This window comes from Billgrantia lactosivorans, from assembly GCF_003254665.1.
Lineage (GTDB): Bacteria > Pseudomonadota > Gammaproteobacteria > Pseudomonadales > Halomonadaceae > Halomonas > Halomonas lactosivorans.
This window is the reverse complement of record NZ_QHGY01000002.1, coordinates 174,408-191,956: the sequence shown is the minus strand read 5'-3', so window position 1 is coordinate 191,956 and position 17,549 is coordinate 174,408. Positions and strand designations below refer to the sequence as shown.

Below are 17,549 nucleotides of genomic sequence, written 5' to 3'. Positions count from 1 at the left end.
TGCCGACCGGCAACACCTGCCCAAACCGCCAAGGAGCCTCCCCATGCAACTTGATGCCCACTACTATCCCAGCCCCTCGCGGCGCATGGCCACATATGGCGGCCGCGGCATGGTCGCCACCTCGCAGCCACTCGGGGCGCAGGCCGGCATGCAGATCCTGCAGCAGGGCGGCAATGCCGTGGACGCGGCGATCGCCACCGCCGCGGCGCTGACGGTAGTGGAGCCGACCTCGAACGGCCTGGGCAGCGATGCCTTCGCGATCGTCTGGATCGACGGTGCGCTGCATGGCCTGAACGCCAGCGGCCCGGCGCCCCGGGCCGCCACCCTCGAGGCGGTCAAGGCGCTGGGCCACGAGCGCATGCCCGAACACGGGGTGCTGCCGGTCACCGTGCCGGGAGCGCCGGCCGCCTGGGCGGCACTCTCCGAGCGCTTCGGCAAGCTGCCTTTCGCCGACCTGCTGGCCCCGGCCATCGCCCTGGCGGAGACGGGCTTCCCCGTCTCGCCGACCGTCAATCGGATGTGGGAGGAGGCCTTGGACGCCTACCGCCGCAGCGACGACCCCGCCCTGCGCCCCTGGTTCGACGTCTTCGCCCCTCACGGACGCGCCCCGCGTGCCGGCGAGCGCTGGGCGGCCCCCGACCACGCCCGCACGCTGTGCGCCATTGCCGAGTCCCGAGCCAGGGCCTTCTACGAGGGCGAGCTGGCCGAGCGTCTCGACGCCTTCTTCCGCGAGCATGGCGGCCTGCTGCGCCGCGAGGACCTCGCCGACTTCCAGCCCGAGTGGGTCGAGCCGATCGGCACCCGCTACCGCGGCCACGACGTCTGGGAGATCCCGCCCAACGGCAGCGGGCTGATCGCGCTGCAGGCACTCGGCATGCTCGAACGCCTGGGCGAGGAGGGCCGCGACCCGGTGGAAACCCTGCACCGGCGCATCGAGGCCACCAAGCTCGGCTACGTCGACGGCCTGCGCTACATCACCGAGCGCGATGCCATGGGGCCGAGTGTGGAACAGCTGCTGGCGGACGATTACCTGCGCACCCGCGCCGGGCTGATCGGCGAGCGCGCGCTCGACCCGCAGCACGGCAACCCGATCAAGGGGGGCACCGTCTATCTCGCCACCGCCGACGGCGAGGGCAACATGGTGTCGTTCATCCAGAGCAACTTCAAAGGCTTCGGTTCGGGCATCGTGGTGCCGGGCACCGGCATCAGCCTGCAGAACCGCGGCTGGTCGTTCTCGCTCGACCCTGCCCATGCCAATGCCCTGGCCCCGGGCAAGCGCACCTACCACACCATCATCCCGGGTTTCCTTACCCGCGACGGCGAGGCGGTGGGCCCGTTCGGCGTGATGGGCGGCTTCATGCAGCCGCAGGGCCACGTTCAGGTGATCACCGCCATGCTCGACGAGCACCTCAACCCCCAGGCGGCACTCGACATGCCGCGCTGGAAGTGGACCCAGGGCAGGACCGTCGAGGTCGAGCCGCACTTCCCCGATCACCTCGCCCAGGCCCTGGCACGCCGCGGCCATCACATCGTCAAGCGTAGCGACTCGCTGAGTTTCGGCCGTGGCCAGGTGATACTGCGCGACCGCGACAACGGTATGCTGTGCGGCGGTACCGAACCGCGCACCGACGGCGCCGTACTGGCCTGGTAGCTTCCAGACCTGTCATGTAGCCGTGATCTGTACGGGCTGTGAGAGACGCATCACACTGACCAACAGGGCCAGCAGCGCCAACCCAGCCGATAGCCACAGGGCCAGGGTGACGTTGCCGAACGGCAGCGCCATCACCAATGCCACAAGGGCGGAGCCCAGACACTGGCCGAAAGTGCGCAGCGACGCCAGCACCCCGGAAGCGCTGGCGCTCAGCGACAAGGGGGCGCTGCCCATGATTTCCCGATTGTTGGGCGCCTGGAAGAAGCCGTAACCCAGGCCGCAGAGCAGTGAGGGAATCACCAGATAGACCGCCGGGCCGGCGGCACTCAGCCAGCCCAGACCGACCATGCCGAACAGGAACAAGCCCAGTCCACCCGCCGCGAGCAGAGCCGGATCCTGCTTGTCGGCCAAGCGACCGGCCACCGGCCCCGAGACCAGCAGCGCCAGCGGCCAGGGAGTGAAGAGCAGGGCTGCCTGCAGCGGCGACACACCCATCTCGCCCTGATAGAGGAAGGGCAGCGCAACAAAAGCCGCGCCCTGGGCGGTGAAGGCCAGCACCGTCACCGTGGACGCCGAGGCAAAGCGTGGCGCCTCGAACAGCGACAGCGGCACCAGCGGGGTGGAAGTGCGACGCTGGCGCCAGACGAAGACAGCCAAGCACAGCAAGCTGAGGACACCAAGTCCGCCGGCCGTCAGGTAGTGCCCACCATGGCCAAGACGTTCCATGGTCAGCACAAAGCCGCCCATCATCAGTACGGAGAGCAACGCCCCCGGCCAGTCGAAGCCGCCGCGTCGCCATGGCTCGGCTGGCAGCACTCGCCAAGCCAGCCCGATAGCCACAAGCCCCACGGGAACATTGAGCGCAAAGACCCAAGGCCAGTCAGCCAGTGACAGTACCACGCCCCCGAGCGTGGGCCCGGAGGCCAGGCCAAAGGCGACGACCATGGCATTCAATCCGATCGCCCGACCCAGCAGCCGCGGCGGAAAGATATTGCGGTAGAGCGATGGCCCCAGGCTGAGGATCGCCGCCCCGCCCAACCCCTGCACGACCCGCCAGGCCAGCAGCAACTCAAGACCCGGAGCGAGCGCTGCGCCCAGCGCACCCAGACTGTAGAGCACGAGACCACTGGTGAAGACGCGCCACTGCCCCACCAGGCGGCTAAGCGCCGCGAAAGAGAGCAACGAGGCGGCACACACCAGCTGGTAGGAAGTGGCAACCCACACGGCACGGGATTCTTCCACTCCCAGGCTTGTGGACAGGGTCGGCAGGGCGATATTGACGATCCCCAGGTCCAGCACGGCCAGCAATGTGGCCAATACAACCACCAGCGTCGCCAGGCGCCGTTGCTGGCCGCCCAGCCCCGTATCGCCGGGGCGCTCCTCGAACAGCCGCTTCAGCATGTGAACCCCCTACCGCACGGATACCACCACACTCCCAACGTCCCGCTCGCCATTCCCGCCGTTCACCCCTCGCAAATTTTTCTGCTGCCTCGACCTCGGCCCACCTTCCCTGACGACCAGCGCTCGTGTTATGCGCACATGGTATACCAAAAGTTACGCCTTGACTATTAGGGGTGATAACACATCTCGGCGCCACGCCGACGGTGTTCGGACAGCATCGTTGACACCTCTCCGGGGCGTTACTGCATGGTTTCCGAGGTGTATGACGAGATACTGCCAACACATAACATGATCTTGATCACAAAACCTCTTGACAGGGTAGATTCGTGGAAATAGGCTCTTTCATGTGGCTTTTGGTATACCATGAGCCATTCAGCGGAATCCGGCTTATGACCGGCACCTTGACAGCCAACAACAAGAGCGCGGCCTGACAGGCCAGGCGGCGCACAAGCGACAAACAGGAGTCCTCCCCCATGGCACAGTTGATGAATCGCGACGAATTCCGTACCGCCCTGGAAGAAGCCATCAAGGGCAAGAGCGCCAACAAGGCACCGTTCAGCGTGGCCTGGGCCAGTGGCAAGCTGTCGCGCGAGCACCTCGCCCGCTGGGCCGAGAACCACTACCACTACGTGGGCCCCTTCGCCGACTACCTGGCCTATATCTATGCCAACACGCCGGAGAGCTACACCGAAGCCAAGGACTTCCTGCTGCAGAACATGTACGAGGAAGAGCTGGGCGGCGATCGCCATACCGACCTGCTGATTCGCTTCGCCGAGGCCTGCGGCACCACCCGCGAGCGCGTCGAGAACCCGGACAACATGTCGCCCACCACCCGAGGCCTGCAGAGCTGGTGCTACGCCGTGGCCATGCGCGAGCACCCGGTGGTTGCCGTGGCGGCCCTGGTCGTCGGCCTGGAGTCCCAGGTGCCCTCGATCTACCGTCGACAGACCCCGACCCTGCGCGAGAAGTACGGCTTCACCGACGAGGAAGTCGAATTCTTCGATCTGCACATCGTCTCCGACGAGATCCACGGCGAGCGCGGCTACCAGATCGTGCTGGAGCATGCCGACACGGTCGAGCTGCAGCAGCGCTGCCTGAAGATCTGCGAGATCGGCGCCCAGATGCGCCTGCTCTATACCACAGCGCTGTACTACGACTATGTCGCCGACGAGCTGCCCCTCACCGAACTCGACATGGCGGCCTGATCGAGCCCCCTCCCCGGTCTCGCGTCACGTCATCTGCTGGCCCGCCGCCAGCAGATGGCCGCCACGCGGCCGGGAGCGTCAAGACAGCCCGTGACGACAGCCAGCGACGACAAAGAGGTAAGCGTCTTGGATAACGCAACCCAGTTTCTCAACTATATCGACGGCCAGTGGGTCGCCAGCGCCTCGGGGGAAACCTTCGAGAACCGCAACCCCGCCGACCAGGACGACCTGCTCGGCCGGTTCCAGGCATCCACCGCCGAAGACGCACGCCAGGCCATCACTGTGGCCGACCGCTCCTTCGCCGCCTGGCGCGCGACTCCGATCTCGCAGCGCGCCAAGATCCTCAACCGGGCCGCCGACTACCTGATGCAAAACATCGAGCAGTTCGCCGAGGAGCTGACTCGCGAGGAAGGCAAGCTGTTGGCCAACAGCCGTGACGAAATCGCGCGTTCCGCCCAGACCCTGCGCTTCTACGCGGTCGAGGGGCAGACCATCACCGGCGAAACCTTCCCCCAGGACGACGCCAAGATGATGGTCTACACCCAGCGCGAGCCACTCGGGGTGGCCACCATCATCACGCCGTGGAACTTCCCCATCTCGATCCCGGCACGCAAGATCGCCCCGGCCCTGATCACCGGCAACAGCGTCGTGTTCAAGCCCTCGTCGGATGCACCGCTGATCGGTTACCGCCTGGCCGAGGCCTTGCACCATGCCGGCGTTCCGGCAGGCGTGTTCAACTTCATCACCGGCGCTGCCTCGGCAATCGGCGAAGAGATCACGGCCAATCCGGCGGTGAAGGCGATTTCCTTCACCGGCTCCACCGCCGCCGGTGAGCGCATTCACCGCACCGCGGCCATGGCCACCCGAACCCAGATGGAACTCGGTGGCAAGAACCCCTTGATCGTACTCGACGACGCCGACATCGATACCGCGGTCGACCTCACCGTGAAGGGCGGCTTCTCGCTGACCGGCCAGGCCTGCACCGGCACCAGCCGGGTGCTGATCGCCCGCGGCCGCAAGCAGGAATACCTGGCGCGTCTGGTGGAGAGGGTCAAGACGCTGAAGATCGGCAACGGCATGACCGAGGGCACCCAGATCGGCCCGCTGGCCACTCGTCAGCAGCTCGACAGCGTGCTCGGCTACATCGAGGCCGGCAAGCAGGAGGCCACGCTCGTTCACGGCGGTGAACACCTCACCGAGGGCGACTACGCCAAGGGCTTCTACGTGGCGCCGGCGATCTTCAGCGACGTGACCCAGGAGATGCGCATCGCCCGCGAGGAGATCTTTGGCCCCGTGGTCGCGGTGATCGAGGTCGACGGCTACGAGGATGCCATCGCCAAGGCCAACGATACGCCCTACGGCCTGTCGGCCGCCCTGGTGACCAACGACATCGCCCATATCCAGCGCTTCCCGCTCGATATCCAGGCCGGCACGGTGAAGGTCAACCGCACCACTACCGGCAACCTGGTCAACGCCCCCTTCGGCGGCCTGAAGCAGTCGAGCACCTCCACGTTCCGCGAGTCGGGGCGCGCCGGGCTGGATTTCTTCACTCAGAGCAAGACCGTCTACATCGGCCGCTGAGCGCGGCATCTACAACGACAACCTGACGACAAGGTGAGACCCCATGAAACAGGTATTCCGACTGGAACTGGAAGAAGCCAAGCTGATGGTGGACGCCGCCAAGCAGCGCTCCGAGGAAATCGGGGTGCTGGAAACCATCTGCGTGGTGGATGACGGCGGCTATCCGCTGGCCATGGAACGCATGAACGGCGCGCGTGTCACCGGCCCGCAGATCGCCTGGAACAAGGCCTTCACCGCCGCCGGGCACAAGCGTTCGACCCACCTGTTCAACACCGCCCCCAACGGCCCCGCCCTGCCGGGCAATGAAGCATTCGGCATCCAGTGGAGCTTCGAGGGCAAGTTCGCCGTGTTTGTCGGCGGCTTTCCCATCGTCGTGGATGGCGAGGTGATCGGCGGTGTCGGCCTGAGCGGCGGCAACGGCGAGCAGGATACCCAGGCCGGCTTGGCCGCCCTGCAGGCGCTCCAGGACCACCTGCGCGAGTCCGGCCACGAGGTCGTGGTCGAAGCCGATATCAAGAAATAAGCATGAGACGTCGGCAAGCGGCACCCACCCCTTGCCGACTCCCCTGACGACCGGCCGAGCGCCGATACCCGCCGATGACGACAAGGCCCAGGCCCTGGGCGGGTGAGCTCGAGGAGGCTGCCATGAGCTACCGTATCACTCTCTCCGAAACCTCGGATTCTTTCGAAGCCCTGCCGGGAGAACCGCTGCTCGAGGCCGCCGAGCGTGCGGGCTTTCCGCTCGTGCATGACTGCCGCTTCGGCGGCTGCGGCGCCTGCCGGGTCAAGCTGCTCGAAGGCGAAGTCGAATATGAGGAGTTTCCCTTCGGGCTGACCGAAGAGGAGGCCGGGGAGGGCTATGCCCTGGCCTGTCAGGCGTGCGCCCAGGGCGACTTGATCATCAGCGCCAAGCTGCTGCCGGCGGGCTTCATCCCGGCCGACTTCCATGTCGCCACCATCGAGCGGCTGGACAAGCTGAGCCACGATGTGACCCACCTGGTGCTGAGCATCCCGACGGCCAGCGAGGTGGAGTTCCATCCCGGCCAGTATCTCAACGTGATGCTGGACGACGGCAGCCCGCGCAGCTTCTCCATGGCCTCGCCCCACCGCGGCGAACTGTTCGATTTCCATATCCGCCGCGTGCCGGGTGGCTACTTCACCGGCAGGCTCGAGTCTCATTACAAGCCCGGCGACACCCTCGACGTGGAACTGCCCCTCGGCACCTTCCGCCACGACGCCGAGAGCCCTCGCGACCTGTTGCTGGTCGGCGGCGGCACCGGCCTGGCGCCGCTCAAGAGCATCATCGAATCGCTGCTGGACGAGCCCGACCGCCCGAGCCTGACCCTCTACTGGGGCGTGCGCCGCGCGGAAGATCTCTACCTCGACGAGCAGCTCAATGAGTGGGCCAGGACGCTGCCCGACTTCCGCTACGTGCCGGTGCTCTCGGAGCCCGACCCCGAGTGGGGCGGTCGCCGCGGATTCGTGCACGAGGCGGTATGCCAGGACTTCGATGACCTCAGCGCCTTCGATGCCTACCTGTGCGGCCCGCCGCCAATGATCGCCGCCGCCAAGACGAGCTTTTCCCAACGCGGCCTCGACGTCGAGCGCATCTATGCCGACAGCTTCAACTTCACCCATGAGCTCGAAGGCAGCGTGGCCTGAGGCATCACCGGATCCAGCGAGGTAATCGACATGCCGGATATCACATTTATCACCAATGGCGGCAAGGTCATCAGCGCCCCGGAAGATTCCAACCTGCTGCGCATCTCGTTGCGCGAGAAGGGCGGGATCCCGTTCAAGTGCGGCGGCGGGCTTTGCGGCACCTGCAAGTGCCTCGTCGAGGAGGGCCGCGAGAACACCGACGCGGTGAAGAAGAAGGAAGAGAAGCTGCTCTCGGCCGAAGAGCTCGAGCAGGGCTACCGCCTGGCCTGCCAGACCTTCCTCAAGGGCGACGTCAAGGTCTCCTGGGAAGAGGCGCCCAAAGGCGGCACCAGCGCACGGCAGGTCCAGTCCAAGGCGGAGGCATGAGCAGCACCATGACTAACAGCGAGAAGACGACACGGGTCGGCCTCATCGGCTATGGCACCGCCGGCAAGGACGTCGCCGAGGCCATCCTCGGCGGCCAGGCGGGCAACAGCCGCCTGGTCGCCGTGCTGGTGCGCGACGTGGCCAAGTATGCCGACGTTGCTCCGGAAGGCTGTCACTTCACCGACAGCGAGGAGGCCTTCTTCACCTGCACTCCCGACGTGGTGGTCGAGACGGCGGGCCACGCGGCCGTGGTCCGCTATGCCGAGTCCTCACTCGCCCATGGCTGCGACTTCATGGTGGTCTCGGTCGGCGCCTTCTGCGACCCGGCACTGTTCGACCGGGTCATGGCCAGCGCCGAGCGGCATGGCCAGCGGGTGCTGGTACCCTCGGCGGCGATCGCCGGTCTCGACCGTATCTCCGCTGCCGCCCAGGGTCCACTGGAGCGCGTCACGCTGACGACCCGCAAGCCGGTCAAGGCGTGGCGTGGCACCTTCGCCGAGGAGGTGGTGGATCTCGATACGGTGACGCAGCCGACGCTGATCTTCGAGGGCAATGCCCGTGAGTCATCCCGGGTCTTTCCCGAGAGCGTCAATGTCTCGGCGGCGCTGAGCCTGGCAGGCGTGGGCTTCGAAGCCACCAAGGTGCGGGTACTGGTCGATCCCACCATCGACAAGAACATGCATGAGGTGTCCGCCAAGGGCCTGTTCGGCGAGGTGCGTATCGAAGTCCGGAACACGCCCTCACCCAACAACCCCAAGACCGGCTATATTGTCGCCATGAGCGTTATCCGGGCGTTGAAGAGTCTTTCGGCTCCCCTGGTGATCGGCTGACCTCAGGGCGCCGAAGGCCCGGCGGCGCCCTGTTGCACCACCCCTTCGGCGCAAATCTCAATCACCCGCCGCCATGGAACCACTCAGGTAGGCCTTCTTCGATTTCTCGAGGTGGATGCGGGTGAAACTCTCGGCCAGGTCGGCCTCACCGCTGCGCACCGCGTTCAGGATGTCCTTGTGCTCGCGCAGTGCCTCTTTGGTACGTCCTGGAAGACTGCTGCTGAGATTGGAAAAGGCACGCACGTAGTCCTTCAGGTCGACCAGCATTTCGTGCAACTTGGGATTGCCGGCGGCACGACCGATCAGCTCGTTGTACTTCACATTGAGCTCCACGGCATCCTCACCATTGCCGTCACTCAATGCCGCATCCATCTCCGCCATCAACTGGTCGATTTCCGTCTCGGTCGCACCGTCCACTTTCTCGGCGGCCAGGCGCACGGCGAGTGACTCCAGCGACGCCAGGATCATGAACACCTCGAGGATCTCGGCCTGGGGGATTTCGTTGACCACCACCCCTCGACGCGGCACCGTGCGCACGAAACGCTGGGTCTCGAGCCGGAACAGCGCCTCGCGAATCGGGGTCCGGCTGATATTGAGTTTCTCGGCCAGCACCCGTTCGACCAAGCGATCGCCCGCCTTGTATTCGCCACGCAGGATGGCGTCCTTGAGATAGGTGTACACCTTATCGCGGATCGGAGAGAGGTCTTCCTGGGTCCAGATGTCGGCCATGCGGGCTACCATTGACGGTTTCTCGGCGGATGGGAGGAACCTCGACAGCTTAACATAACAGCAAGGCCCTGGAGCATGTGGTACACGAAGGGCCATAAACGAAACAGCCCTCGGACAGCATGGCCGAGGGCGTGTGCCACGGTAGGAACCGGATCAGTTCACCGGCGTCTTTTCCAAGCGGGCGTCGATCGAGCCGAAAGTCACCAGCTGCTTCAATTCGGCGCGTGCCGCCTCGACGCTGCCGAAGCGCTCGAAGAACTTCAGCGGCACGCTGTTGGTCACGCCATCTTCGGCGGTCTCGACGATACTTACTCGCCCCTGATCACCGTCGACCTCGGCAATGGTGAAATTCGCCTTCTTCTTGCCATAGAAGAAGTACTCGTAGGTCTCGACGGGGGCGATGCCCTGCCCCGGCCTGGCATCGTATTCGCCCAGCTTGCTTGTCAGGATGATGTACATGTCGGTGCTCTCTGTTGTTGTGGTCGGGTCGTGTTGAACTGGATCGCTGACCGCTTTGCGCGCAGCAGGGCTCAGCTCGCAAGCTCCCGCTCGCCATGCGCCGCGTGCATCGGCGCGGGCGCCTCTTCCAACAGGGGACGCAGCGCTGCGGAAAGCTCCTCCAACGCCTCCTCGACAATGGCCTCGCCGATGGCGTAGCTGGCCCGAGTGGCATCGCCGATACAGCCGTTACGTGTCATTTCCTCATAGCGGTAGAAACCTTGCATGGCCTGGCCAGGACGCATTCCTTCCCAACGACCGCCATGGACGATATCACCCTTCTCGAGACGCTCTGGGCGCACCAGGTGAGGGGCGAGATAGTAAGCTTCGGAAACCTCGCGCTCGCAGCTATGCCCGAAAAGGGTCGAGGAGATGTGCGCCTTCATCGCCTGCTTCGCGGAAGCCGTGGTCTTGGCGTAGTAGCAGTCCACGTCCAGCTCCTGGGAAAAGCTCGCACAGGCCTGGCCCAGGGTTCCCTGATTGCCGCCGTGGCTATTGAGAAACAGCACCTTGTCGATCCCATGATGCTTGAGCGAGACGACCATGTCGCGCAGCACGGCCAGCAGCGTTTCGGGGCGCAGGCTGATCGTGCCGGGAAAATTCATATGGTGAGGGGAAACACCCATATTGACGGTGGGTGTGACCAGGACCCAAGGGTGAAGCCTGGCGGCCAGGCGCTTGGCCATTTCAGTGGCCAGCACCGCATCGCAACTCTCGTTCATGTGGGGTCCGTGCTGCTCGTGGGCGCCGACCGGCACGATGGCCAGCTTGACACTCTTCAACGCATCTTCGATCTCCGGCCAGGTCATCTCGGTCAGAAGGTAGCTTTCCATCCCGCTCTCCTTCGGGCACCTGCGCGCCGGGCATTGTTACGGCAGGCGGTGGTTATCGGGTAAAGTAACTGGTATTTGGTATACCATACACCAAACACTAGACCAAGACCCCGGCGGGTGTAAAGCCCGTTTTGCCGCGAACCATGCTTGCCCGGCCCTCAAACCTGTTCACAGCTGAGCATGGCCACTTCGCTTGAAAGCGTGATGTGCTCCTCCAGCACTTCGCGGGCACGGCGAGCATTGCGAGCCAGGGCCAGGTCCACCAGCTCCTGATGCTGTGCATCGAGCCGGTGGCGCAACTCATCATGGCGCGGCGCCAGCCGGCGATAGCGGTCGAACTGATCGTGAAGCTGGGTGATGAATCGCAACAGCCAGGCCGAGCCACAGGGCGCTACCAGGGCATTGTGAAAGCGCGAGTGCAACAGCTCCCACTCGACGACCGGCGCCTGGGTCGCGGCCCTGGTCAGCCGGTGATTGGCCGCCAGCAGTTGCGATTCCCACTCCTCGTCGCCATGCTGGACGGCCAACTCCAGCGCCCTGCCCTCCAGTTGCCGGCGCATCTCCGTGATGTCGACGAGTTCTTCCGGGCTCAGTTCGAGCACCCGGAAACCGCGCTGATTCTCCTGCCTCAACAGGCCATACGCCGCAAGGCGGTTGAGCGCCTCGCGCAGCGGGCTCAATCCCACCTGGTAGGTATCCCGCAACAGCGAAATGGAAAGACGCTCACCCGCGCCGTATCGGCCATTGAGCAGATCCTGACGCAGCATTTCGTAGATTCGGCTCGCCGCGGTAGCGCCTCCCTGCTTGATGGTGTCGTTCATGGCGTTGCTCCATTCGTTTTTTGGAATTTGGTATACCGCTCTTGACGGGCGGCTTTCCGCTTTATAATCTAGGTCAAATAATCGATTATTTCGATAAAAAATACAACCCAAGCTCAACCTAAATGCTTGTTTCTCTATGAAATCGCCTGTGACACCGACCAGGACACCTGCAGACATGATGGCATCGCAACAGGGAAAGCTATTTTCTTCCTTCCTCCGGATCGGGCTTCTCGGCTTTGGAGGCGGCCCATCCATGATTCCTTTGGTACACCAGGAAGTGGTCAAGCGGCGCGGCTGGATGCAGGACGAAGAGTTCGCCGACGTGCTGGCCATCGCCAACACCCTGCCCGGCCCCATTGCCACCAAGATGCCTGGCTATATCGGTTTTCGCGTCGGCGGCACGCTCGGCTGCATCAATGCCGTGCTGGCCGTGATCCTGCCAATGGTCGTAGCGATGATCTTGATGCTGGGCGCCTTCAGCCGCTATCGCGAGGTGAGCTGGATCCACGGCATGGGCCAGGGCGTGGTGCCGGTGGTCATGGTGATGATGGGACAGCTCGCGTGGGACTTCCTGCAGAAGTCGCGCCTGGCGCTGGGCTGGTCGGTGAGCCTGGTGATGGCTGGTGTGGCCGGGGTGCTGATCTACTGGCTCGGCCTTCACCCCGGACTGGTGATCGGCGCACTGCTGATCGCCGCCTTGCTGCCGTCGCTGGCGAGAAGCAAGGCCACCAAGGAGGCGACGCGATGATCTACTTCGAACTTTTCCTCGCCTTTTTCATTCCCAACATCATCGGCTATGGCGGCGGGCCGGCAATCATTCCGCTGATAGAAGCGGAAGTGGTGGGCCGCTACGGCTGGATGAGCGGCCAGGAATTCGCTGAGGTATTGGGGCTGGGCAATGCCCTGCCCAGCCCCATCGCCACCAAGATGGCTGGCTATGTCGGCTACGAGGTGGCGGGCGTTGGCGGCGCTGCAGCCGCTCTCTTCGCCACCGTCGTGCCCACCATGCTGCTTATGCTGGGCGCCCTGGGGCTGCTTTATCGCTATCGCGACTCGCCACAGGTGAAGCGCATGAGCCAGTGGGTACGTCCGGTCATCGCCATGATGATGGCTGGCCTGGTCGTCAGCTTCTTTTCGACAAGCCTGGCCACGGCCGGTCTGCCGCATACGCTACTGATCGCTGCAGCGGCGGCCATCGCCCTGCTTTGCTTCAGAGTCCACCCCGCCTTCGTGGTCGCCGGCTCGCTGATATACGGCGGCTTGGTGCTCGGCTAGCTTCGCCGACCGCTCCCTCTGCCACCTCTCGACGACAGGAGACGACATGCAGACTTATCGAACCTGACCCCCTCACATGCACGGAAAACGTCAGCACCGCTTTCGTGGCATGTGGCAAATCGATCCGTGGCTATACAGCATCCCACAACTACAAGCACTCGATGGGCCGCCCGACATTCTCGGCTCCGCCATCGCCAAGCCTGACGACACGACAAGGTGCAACATGGAACAACTCGAACAGGTACAACTCACCGCATCGCACTGGGTCTTCCTTCTGGTGATCCTGGCGATCTTCGTTTCCATCGGCTTCCGCAAGGGCGTCATCATCCCGTCCATTGCCGGCATCTTCATGCTGGGCCTGCTGGCCGAAGCTCCCCATGATGGCGGAACCAACCAACTTATCTTTGCCGTACAAGTGGTTTTTCGCGCCCTGCTCAATGCCGGCAACGAGCTCTTCGACATCATGCTGGTCATTGCTCTGATGGTGGCCATGCTGAAATCGTTGCAGCACCAAGGCGCCGACAGGCTCATGGTGGCACCGATGAAGAAGTTGATGATCGGGCCCTGGACTGCGTTCTTCGCCCTCGGTATCACCATGTACATTGCCGCGGCGTTTTTCTGGCCCACGCCGGCCGTGGCGCTGGTCGGCACCGTGCTGATCCCCGTCGCCATGCAGGTGGGCCTGCCGGCCATCGGCGCCGCCATGGCGGTCAACCTGTTCGGCCATGGCATGGCGCTCTCCGCCGACCCGGTGATCCAGGGCGCTAGCCGACTGACTGCCGGAGCCGCGGGTATCGAGACGACGACGCTGATTCCCTATACCTTGCTGTTCTCCTTTGTGGTGGGTGTCGTGGCAGTCACACTCGCTTGCCTGCACCTGCGCCGCGACATGCGCTCGGGGGCGCTGGAGACCCCGCGAGGAGATACAGTCTTCGCTCCTCGCTCGGCAGGCGCCGCCGCCGTGCACGCCGATACGGTCGAAGAGACGCCGGAACCTGCAGCCGGCCCTTATGCGCGCCTCTTTGCCGTCGCCGTGCCGCTGATACTGCTCGGCATTGCGGCACTGATGATCTTCCGCGCTCTGTTCACGCCCGACCAGGCAATTCGCGGTGGCGATGCCACGGCCCTCCTGGGCGGCACGGCGACCCTGCTGCTGGTGCTCTCCTCCTTCGCTGGCCACGGTCACCACGCCCTGGACGGCATCAGCAGCTATACCCGCGAAGGCTTCTTTTTTGCCATCAAGATCTTCGCTCCGATCATCCCGATTGCCGGGTTCTTCTTCCTCGGCCACCCCGAGCATTCCGAACACGTCATCGGCGCCAGCGCAACAGGCTACTTGTTCGATATCGGTCACAACATCGGCCACTACATCGACGGCAACGTCTTCCTGCTGGCCTTCGGCATGGCCTTCATCGGCCTGCTTTCCGGCATGGACGGGTCGGGCTTCTCGGGTCTGCCTCTGGTAGGTTCGCTGTCCGGTGCGCTGGGTACCGGTGCCGGCGTCGACGTCAACGTGCTGGCTGCCCTGGGGCAGGTGGCAGCCATCTTCGCGGGCGGCGGCACGCTGGCGGCCTGGGCCTTCGGCGTGGCAGCCGATGCCGGCATCGCCGGCGTCCATCCCGCGTCTCTGGTACGGCGCAATTTCGTTCCGGTGATGTCCGGCATCGCCGTGGCAGCGCTACTGGCCGTGCTGCTCATGTAGCCAAGGGCAGCCCGGCAGGAGCGGAACTCAGTACTGCCTCCGCCTCCGAGTCGCCGTTCCGGCATCCAGCTGCGAACCCAGTGGCATACCATATGCCATAGCAATGACTGTGATGCCTGGCAAGACGGGTACGGCCGACAACTCGCCAACGCCCAGGTCCTTCCATTGACAGGTGGATTACCACCTCGCTGGTGGAGCCGAGCGATCTGGGTGAGTCCCTCACCTCCCACAGGCCGACGCAGGCCAACGACCGAAATCATGCAAACCGCCTGGAGCCTGCTCGAGTCACGCCGAAGCGGCGCTCAGGTATCCATCACAAGACACATCCACGAGACAGCGAAAGGATCAGAAAGTGACGACACAGAACAACGCCAAACAGATTGCCCTTCTCTCCGTCGGTGCCATGACACTGGCTGCTGCCGTATCCACCCATGCCTACGAGTTTGAAGTCGGGGAAACGACCGCCTCGATCTTCGGTTATGTCAAGCTGGACGTCATCTACGATATCGACAACGAACTCGGCGATACGGTTGACCGCTCCGCCCCGCGATTGGATGGGGACGAGGGCTCCGACGGTCATTTCAACATGCATGCTCGCGAGAGCCGTATCGGCTTCAGCACCTCCAGCCCGGTGGCCGGTAGCGAGCTGAAAACCACGATCGAAGGTGATTTCTATGGCGACGGCTCCGCCTTTCGCCTGCGTCACGCCTATGGCGAGTGGAACGATTTACTGGCTGGCCAGACCTGGACAAACTTCGCGGGGTTCGTCTCCAGCACTCCGCTGATCTCCTTTACCGGTCCGACAGGCCGACCCGCCGTGGAGCGCCAGCCTCAGCTCCGCTATACCTCAGGCAAGCTCTCCATGGCGCTGGAAAATCCCGCCGATGAAGGCGGTCAGGTTTCGGCCCCGGGCGCCAAGAGTCAGCTACCCGACGTCACGTTGCGCTATACCGACACGGAGGGAACCTTTCATTACTCCTTTTCAGGGGTCGCCCGCTACCTCGAGTTCGATAGCAGTGGCATCGAGACGCCGGCAGCCAGCGACGCCGCGTTGGGTTGGGGACTGGGGGTCGAGGTCGCCATGGAAATGGGTAATTTGACGCTGCGCGGCGCCTTGACCCATGGCGATGGCATCGGCGGCTACAACCAGGGCAACCCCCAGATCGCCCCAGCCTTCGCCACGTCCGAGGGTGAGCTGGAGACCATCGAGTCGACCGGCGGCACCCTGGGGGCCAGTCTTGCGGTGGGCCCGGGCGACTTCAACGCCGCCTACAGCCTGATCAACGCCGACCTCGACAGCAATCCCGCTTTCACCACCAACGACGATACCTACGAGGCGGCCTGGATCAACTATATCTGGTCGCCCGCACAGAGCGATCGTATCAGCTACGGCATCGAAGCCAACTGGAACAAGCGCGAGACGGTAGAGGGGCCCAAGGGCGATGCCTCGCGCATTCAGGGAATGGTGATGTACAGCTTCTAAGTTCCTGCAAGACGCGTTATCCAAGTGGTTAAGTGAACCTCCTGGCATGCCAACACTGTTTTCGTTGGCCTTCCCCCGACCCCTCAGGTCGGGGTTTCATCTTGCAGTCATGCCGATGACGACAGCACCGTCCATTGGCCGGAGGGCCTTGGACCCTGCTGTGCATCGCCATGGACAAGGTACTGAACGAGCTGTACAAGCGCTACTGGGATACCTAGCGTTCAGAGATCAGCCTGCCCCAGGCATGACCGGCTGGAGATATCCAGCCGGCCAGCATCGTTCGCTACACCACCAGCGGTGTAACGAAGAAGGCGATTACGAAAGCCGTGACCAGGCGCATCGCGATACCCAGCACGGCGGCCCCCATGGCCTCCCGCTCGGAGAGGTCTGAGCTTTCCGCCCACACTACCGGCACCTGGCCGAATACAGCGGAAAGCGGCAGGCCCGAGGAGGCCAATACGAAAGAGCCGACCACCAGCGAAGGATCGAGTTCGGCGGCGATGCTCTGTAGCTGCCCCATGGCCAGGGTCGGGCTCACCAGCACCGATAACACGCCAGTTTCCGGGTGGATGTTGAACATCAGCATGACCTTGCCGAGTCCCGCCTCGATCGGCGCCCAGATGCCGGCGTAGTCGAGCACGCCGATCACGGCGAAGACCAGAGCCACGGCTGGAATCAGGATCAACAGCAGCAGCTCTACGCCCTCTCGCGCGGCGCTGAACAGCGTAGGTACGAAGTCGCGATCCGGGGTGAATGTGGGCAGATGACCGATCTCGACTCGCTTGACATCACGATAGAGCACCTTCGACAGGATCAATGGCGAAATCACCAGCGGCAGGAACACCGCCAGCAGCACCACGGCAAACACGTTGACGCCGGCGAAGGTCAGCGCCATCAGTCCCAGCATGAATGTGGAGAACGACTGCTGCGACTGCACCATGGTGGCCACGGCGAGCTTCTGCTCGTCCTTGGTGGCGCCCGCCTTCTTGAGGATCGGCCCGGAGATCTTACCCGCCGCGTTTATGTCGCCGAAGATGTTGTAGACGCTAGGAATGATCACTGCCGGATTGACGCCCAAAAGCTTCATGGCGGGCACGAAGATGCGTACCAGGGCATCGGTGAAGCCCAGCCGCTCCAGCAGCCGACCGATGATCACGCTGACGATAATCGCCGTGCCGACCACGCCGGTAAGGAAGACGTCGACCACCACGGGCCGCACGGAATCGAGAATGGCGTTGAACAGTCCCGAGAGACTGGTGGGCGAGAGCAGCAATGTCAGCAAGCAGATGCACAGCAGTACGATGCCGACCACTTCAATGCGCTTCCAGGCCCGCTTGCTCGCGGGCAGCGCGGCCTTCGCTTCAGGGGTAGTAACTGAGGTCTTCATGTCGGTGCCTCTATTGTTTTTGAATGGGCCTTGTTTCGAATGGCCATGTTTCGAATGGACCTGTTTCGAGCGGCCACGTTATCGATCGGGTGCTTGTGGATAACGTGTGTTTAACATGTCATATA

General features: G+C 63.9%; 17 protein-coding genes. 11 read left to right on the top strand and 6 right to left on the bottom strand.

Annotated elements, in window-relative coordinates; all coding sequences use genetic code 11:
* Positions 1-43 precede the first annotated feature (43 nt).
* Positions 44-1,651: a gamma-glutamyltransferase family protein gene (locus DIS04_RS06450; protein WP_111412959.1), complete on the top strand. Its 1,608-nt coding sequence runs from the start codon at positions 44-46 to the stop codon at positions 1,649-1,651.
* A 12-nt stretch (positions 1,652-1,663) separates the two neighbouring features.
* On the opposite strand, the gene DIS04_RS06445 is transcribed toward DIS04_RS06450, so the two are convergent.
* On the bottom strand, positions 1,664-3,052 hold the full coding sequence (locus DIS04_RS06445; RefSeq protein ID WP_111412958.1) for an MFS transporter: 1,389 nt from the start codon (positions 3,050-3,052) through the stop codon (positions 1,664-1,666).
* Positions 3,053-3,525: 473 nt separating this feature from the next.
* On the opposite strand from DIS04_RS06445, the gene DIS04_RS06440 reads away from it, so the two are divergent.
* The 6 genes from DIS04_RS06440 to nadX all read left to right on the top strand — a co-directional run bounded on the left by DIS04_RS06440 (position 3,526) and on the right by nadX (position 8,696).
* On the top strand, positions 3,526-4,257 hold the full coding sequence (locus tag DIS04_RS06440) for an iron-containing redox enzyme family protein (protein WP_111412957.1): 732 nt from the start codon (positions 3,526-3,528) through the stop codon (positions 4,255-4,257).
* A gap of 126 nt (positions 4,258-4,383) precedes the next feature.
* Positions 4,384-5,838 carry an aldehyde dehydrogenase family protein gene (locus tag DIS04_RS06435; RefSeq protein WP_111412956.1) on the top strand — a complete coding sequence of 485 codons (1,455 nt, stop codon included), beginning with the start codon at positions 4,384-4,386 and terminating at the stop codon, positions 5,836-5,838.
* 43 nt (positions 5,839-5,881) lie between these two features.
* Positions 5,882-6,361, top strand: coding sequence for a GlcG/HbpS family heme-binding protein (locus DIS04_RS06430; protein ID WP_111412955.1), 480 nt, complete (start codon positions 5,882-5,884; stop codon positions 6,359-6,361).
* 122 nt (positions 6,362-6,483) lie between these two features.
* Positions 6,484-7,500 carry a 2Fe-2S iron-sulfur cluster-binding protein gene (locus DIS04_RS06425; protein WP_111412954.1) on the top strand — a complete coding sequence of 339 codons (1,017 nt, stop codon included), beginning with the start codon at positions 6,484-6,486 and terminating at the stop codon, positions 7,498-7,500.
* 30 nt (positions 7,501-7,530) lie between these two features.
* Positions 7,531-7,866, top strand: coding sequence for a 2Fe-2S iron-sulfur cluster-binding protein (locus DIS04_RS06420; protein WP_111412953.1), 336 nt, complete (start codon positions 7,531-7,533; stop codon positions 7,864-7,866).
* Positions 7,863-8,696: an aspartate dehydrogenase gene (nadX, locus tag DIS04_RS06415; RefSeq protein ID WP_245904504.1), complete on the top strand. Its 834-nt coding sequence runs from the start codon at positions 7,863-7,865 to the stop codon at positions 8,694-8,696. The genes DIS04_RS06420 and nadX overlap by 4 nt, the downstream gene beginning before the upstream one ends.
* A gap of 57 nt (positions 8,697-8,753) precedes the next feature.
* On the opposite strand, the gene DIS04_RS06410 is transcribed toward nadX, so the two are convergent.
* The 4 genes from DIS04_RS06410 to DIS04_RS06395 all read right to left on the bottom strand — a co-directional run bounded on the left by DIS04_RS06410 (position 8,754) and on the right by DIS04_RS06395 (position 11,754).
* On the bottom strand, positions 8,754-9,425 hold the full coding sequence (locus DIS04_RS06410) for a GntR family transcriptional regulator (RefSeq protein ID WP_111412952.1): 672 nt from the start codon (positions 9,423-9,425) through the stop codon (positions 8,754-8,756).
* Positions 9,426-9,578: 153 nt separating this feature from the next.
* Positions 9,579-9,884, bottom strand: coding sequence for a ferredoxin (locus DIS04_RS06405; protein WP_111412951.1), 306 nt, complete (start codon positions 9,882-9,884; stop codon positions 9,579-9,581).
* A 71-nt stretch (positions 9,885-9,955) separates the two neighbouring features.
* A complete protein-coding gene (locus tag DIS04_RS06400) occupies positions 9,956-10,756 on the bottom strand; it encodes a creatininase family protein (protein WP_111412950.1) in 801 nt (266 codons plus the stop codon).
* A 158-nt stretch (positions 10,757-10,914) separates the two neighbouring features.
* Positions 10,915-11,754, bottom strand: coding sequence for a GntR family transcriptional regulator (locus DIS04_RS06395; protein ID WP_422667609.1), 840 nt, complete (start codon positions 11,752-11,754; stop codon positions 10,915-10,917).
* On the opposite strand from DIS04_RS06395, the gene DIS04_RS06390 reads away from it, so the two are divergent.
* The 4 genes from DIS04_RS06390 to DIS04_RS06375 all read left to right on the top strand — a co-directional run bounded on the left by DIS04_RS06390 (position 11,753) and on the right by DIS04_RS06375 (position 16,037).
* Positions 11,753-12,325: a chromate transporter gene (locus tag DIS04_RS06390; RefSeq protein ID WP_111412948.1), complete on the top strand. Its 573-nt coding sequence runs from the start codon at positions 11,753-11,755 to the stop codon at positions 12,323-12,325. The two genes, DIS04_RS06395 and DIS04_RS06390, sit on opposite strands and share 2 nt — an antisense overlap.
* Entirely contained in the window at positions 12,322-12,852 is a 531-nt protein-coding gene (locus DIS04_RS06385; protein ID WP_111412947.1) for a chromate transporter, read from the top strand. Before DIS04_RS06390 ends, DIS04_RS06385 begins: the two co-directional genes overlap by 4 nt.
* Positions 12,853-12,928: 76 nt before the next feature.
* Positions 12,929-14,554 (top strand): hypothetical protein, encoded by a 1,626-nt coding sequence (locus DIS04_RS06380; RefSeq protein WP_245904503.1) that lies wholly within the window; start codon positions 12,929-12,931, stop codon positions 14,552-14,554.
* Positions 14,555-14,906: 352 nt separating this feature from the next.
* Positions 14,907-16,037, top strand: coding sequence for a DcaP family trimeric outer membrane transporter (locus tag DIS04_RS06375; RefSeq protein WP_111412945.1), 1,131 nt, complete (start codon positions 14,907-14,909; stop codon positions 16,035-16,037).
* A gap of 283 nt (positions 16,038-16,320) precedes the next feature.
* Here the strand turns inward: DIS04_RS06375 and DIS04_RS06370 are convergent, their stop codons facing one another.
* Entirely contained in the window at positions 16,321-17,424 is a 1,104-nt protein-coding gene (locus DIS04_RS06370; RefSeq protein ID WP_111412944.1) for a hypothetical protein, read from the bottom strand.
* Between the last annotated feature and the right edge of the window lie 125 nt (positions 17,425-17,549).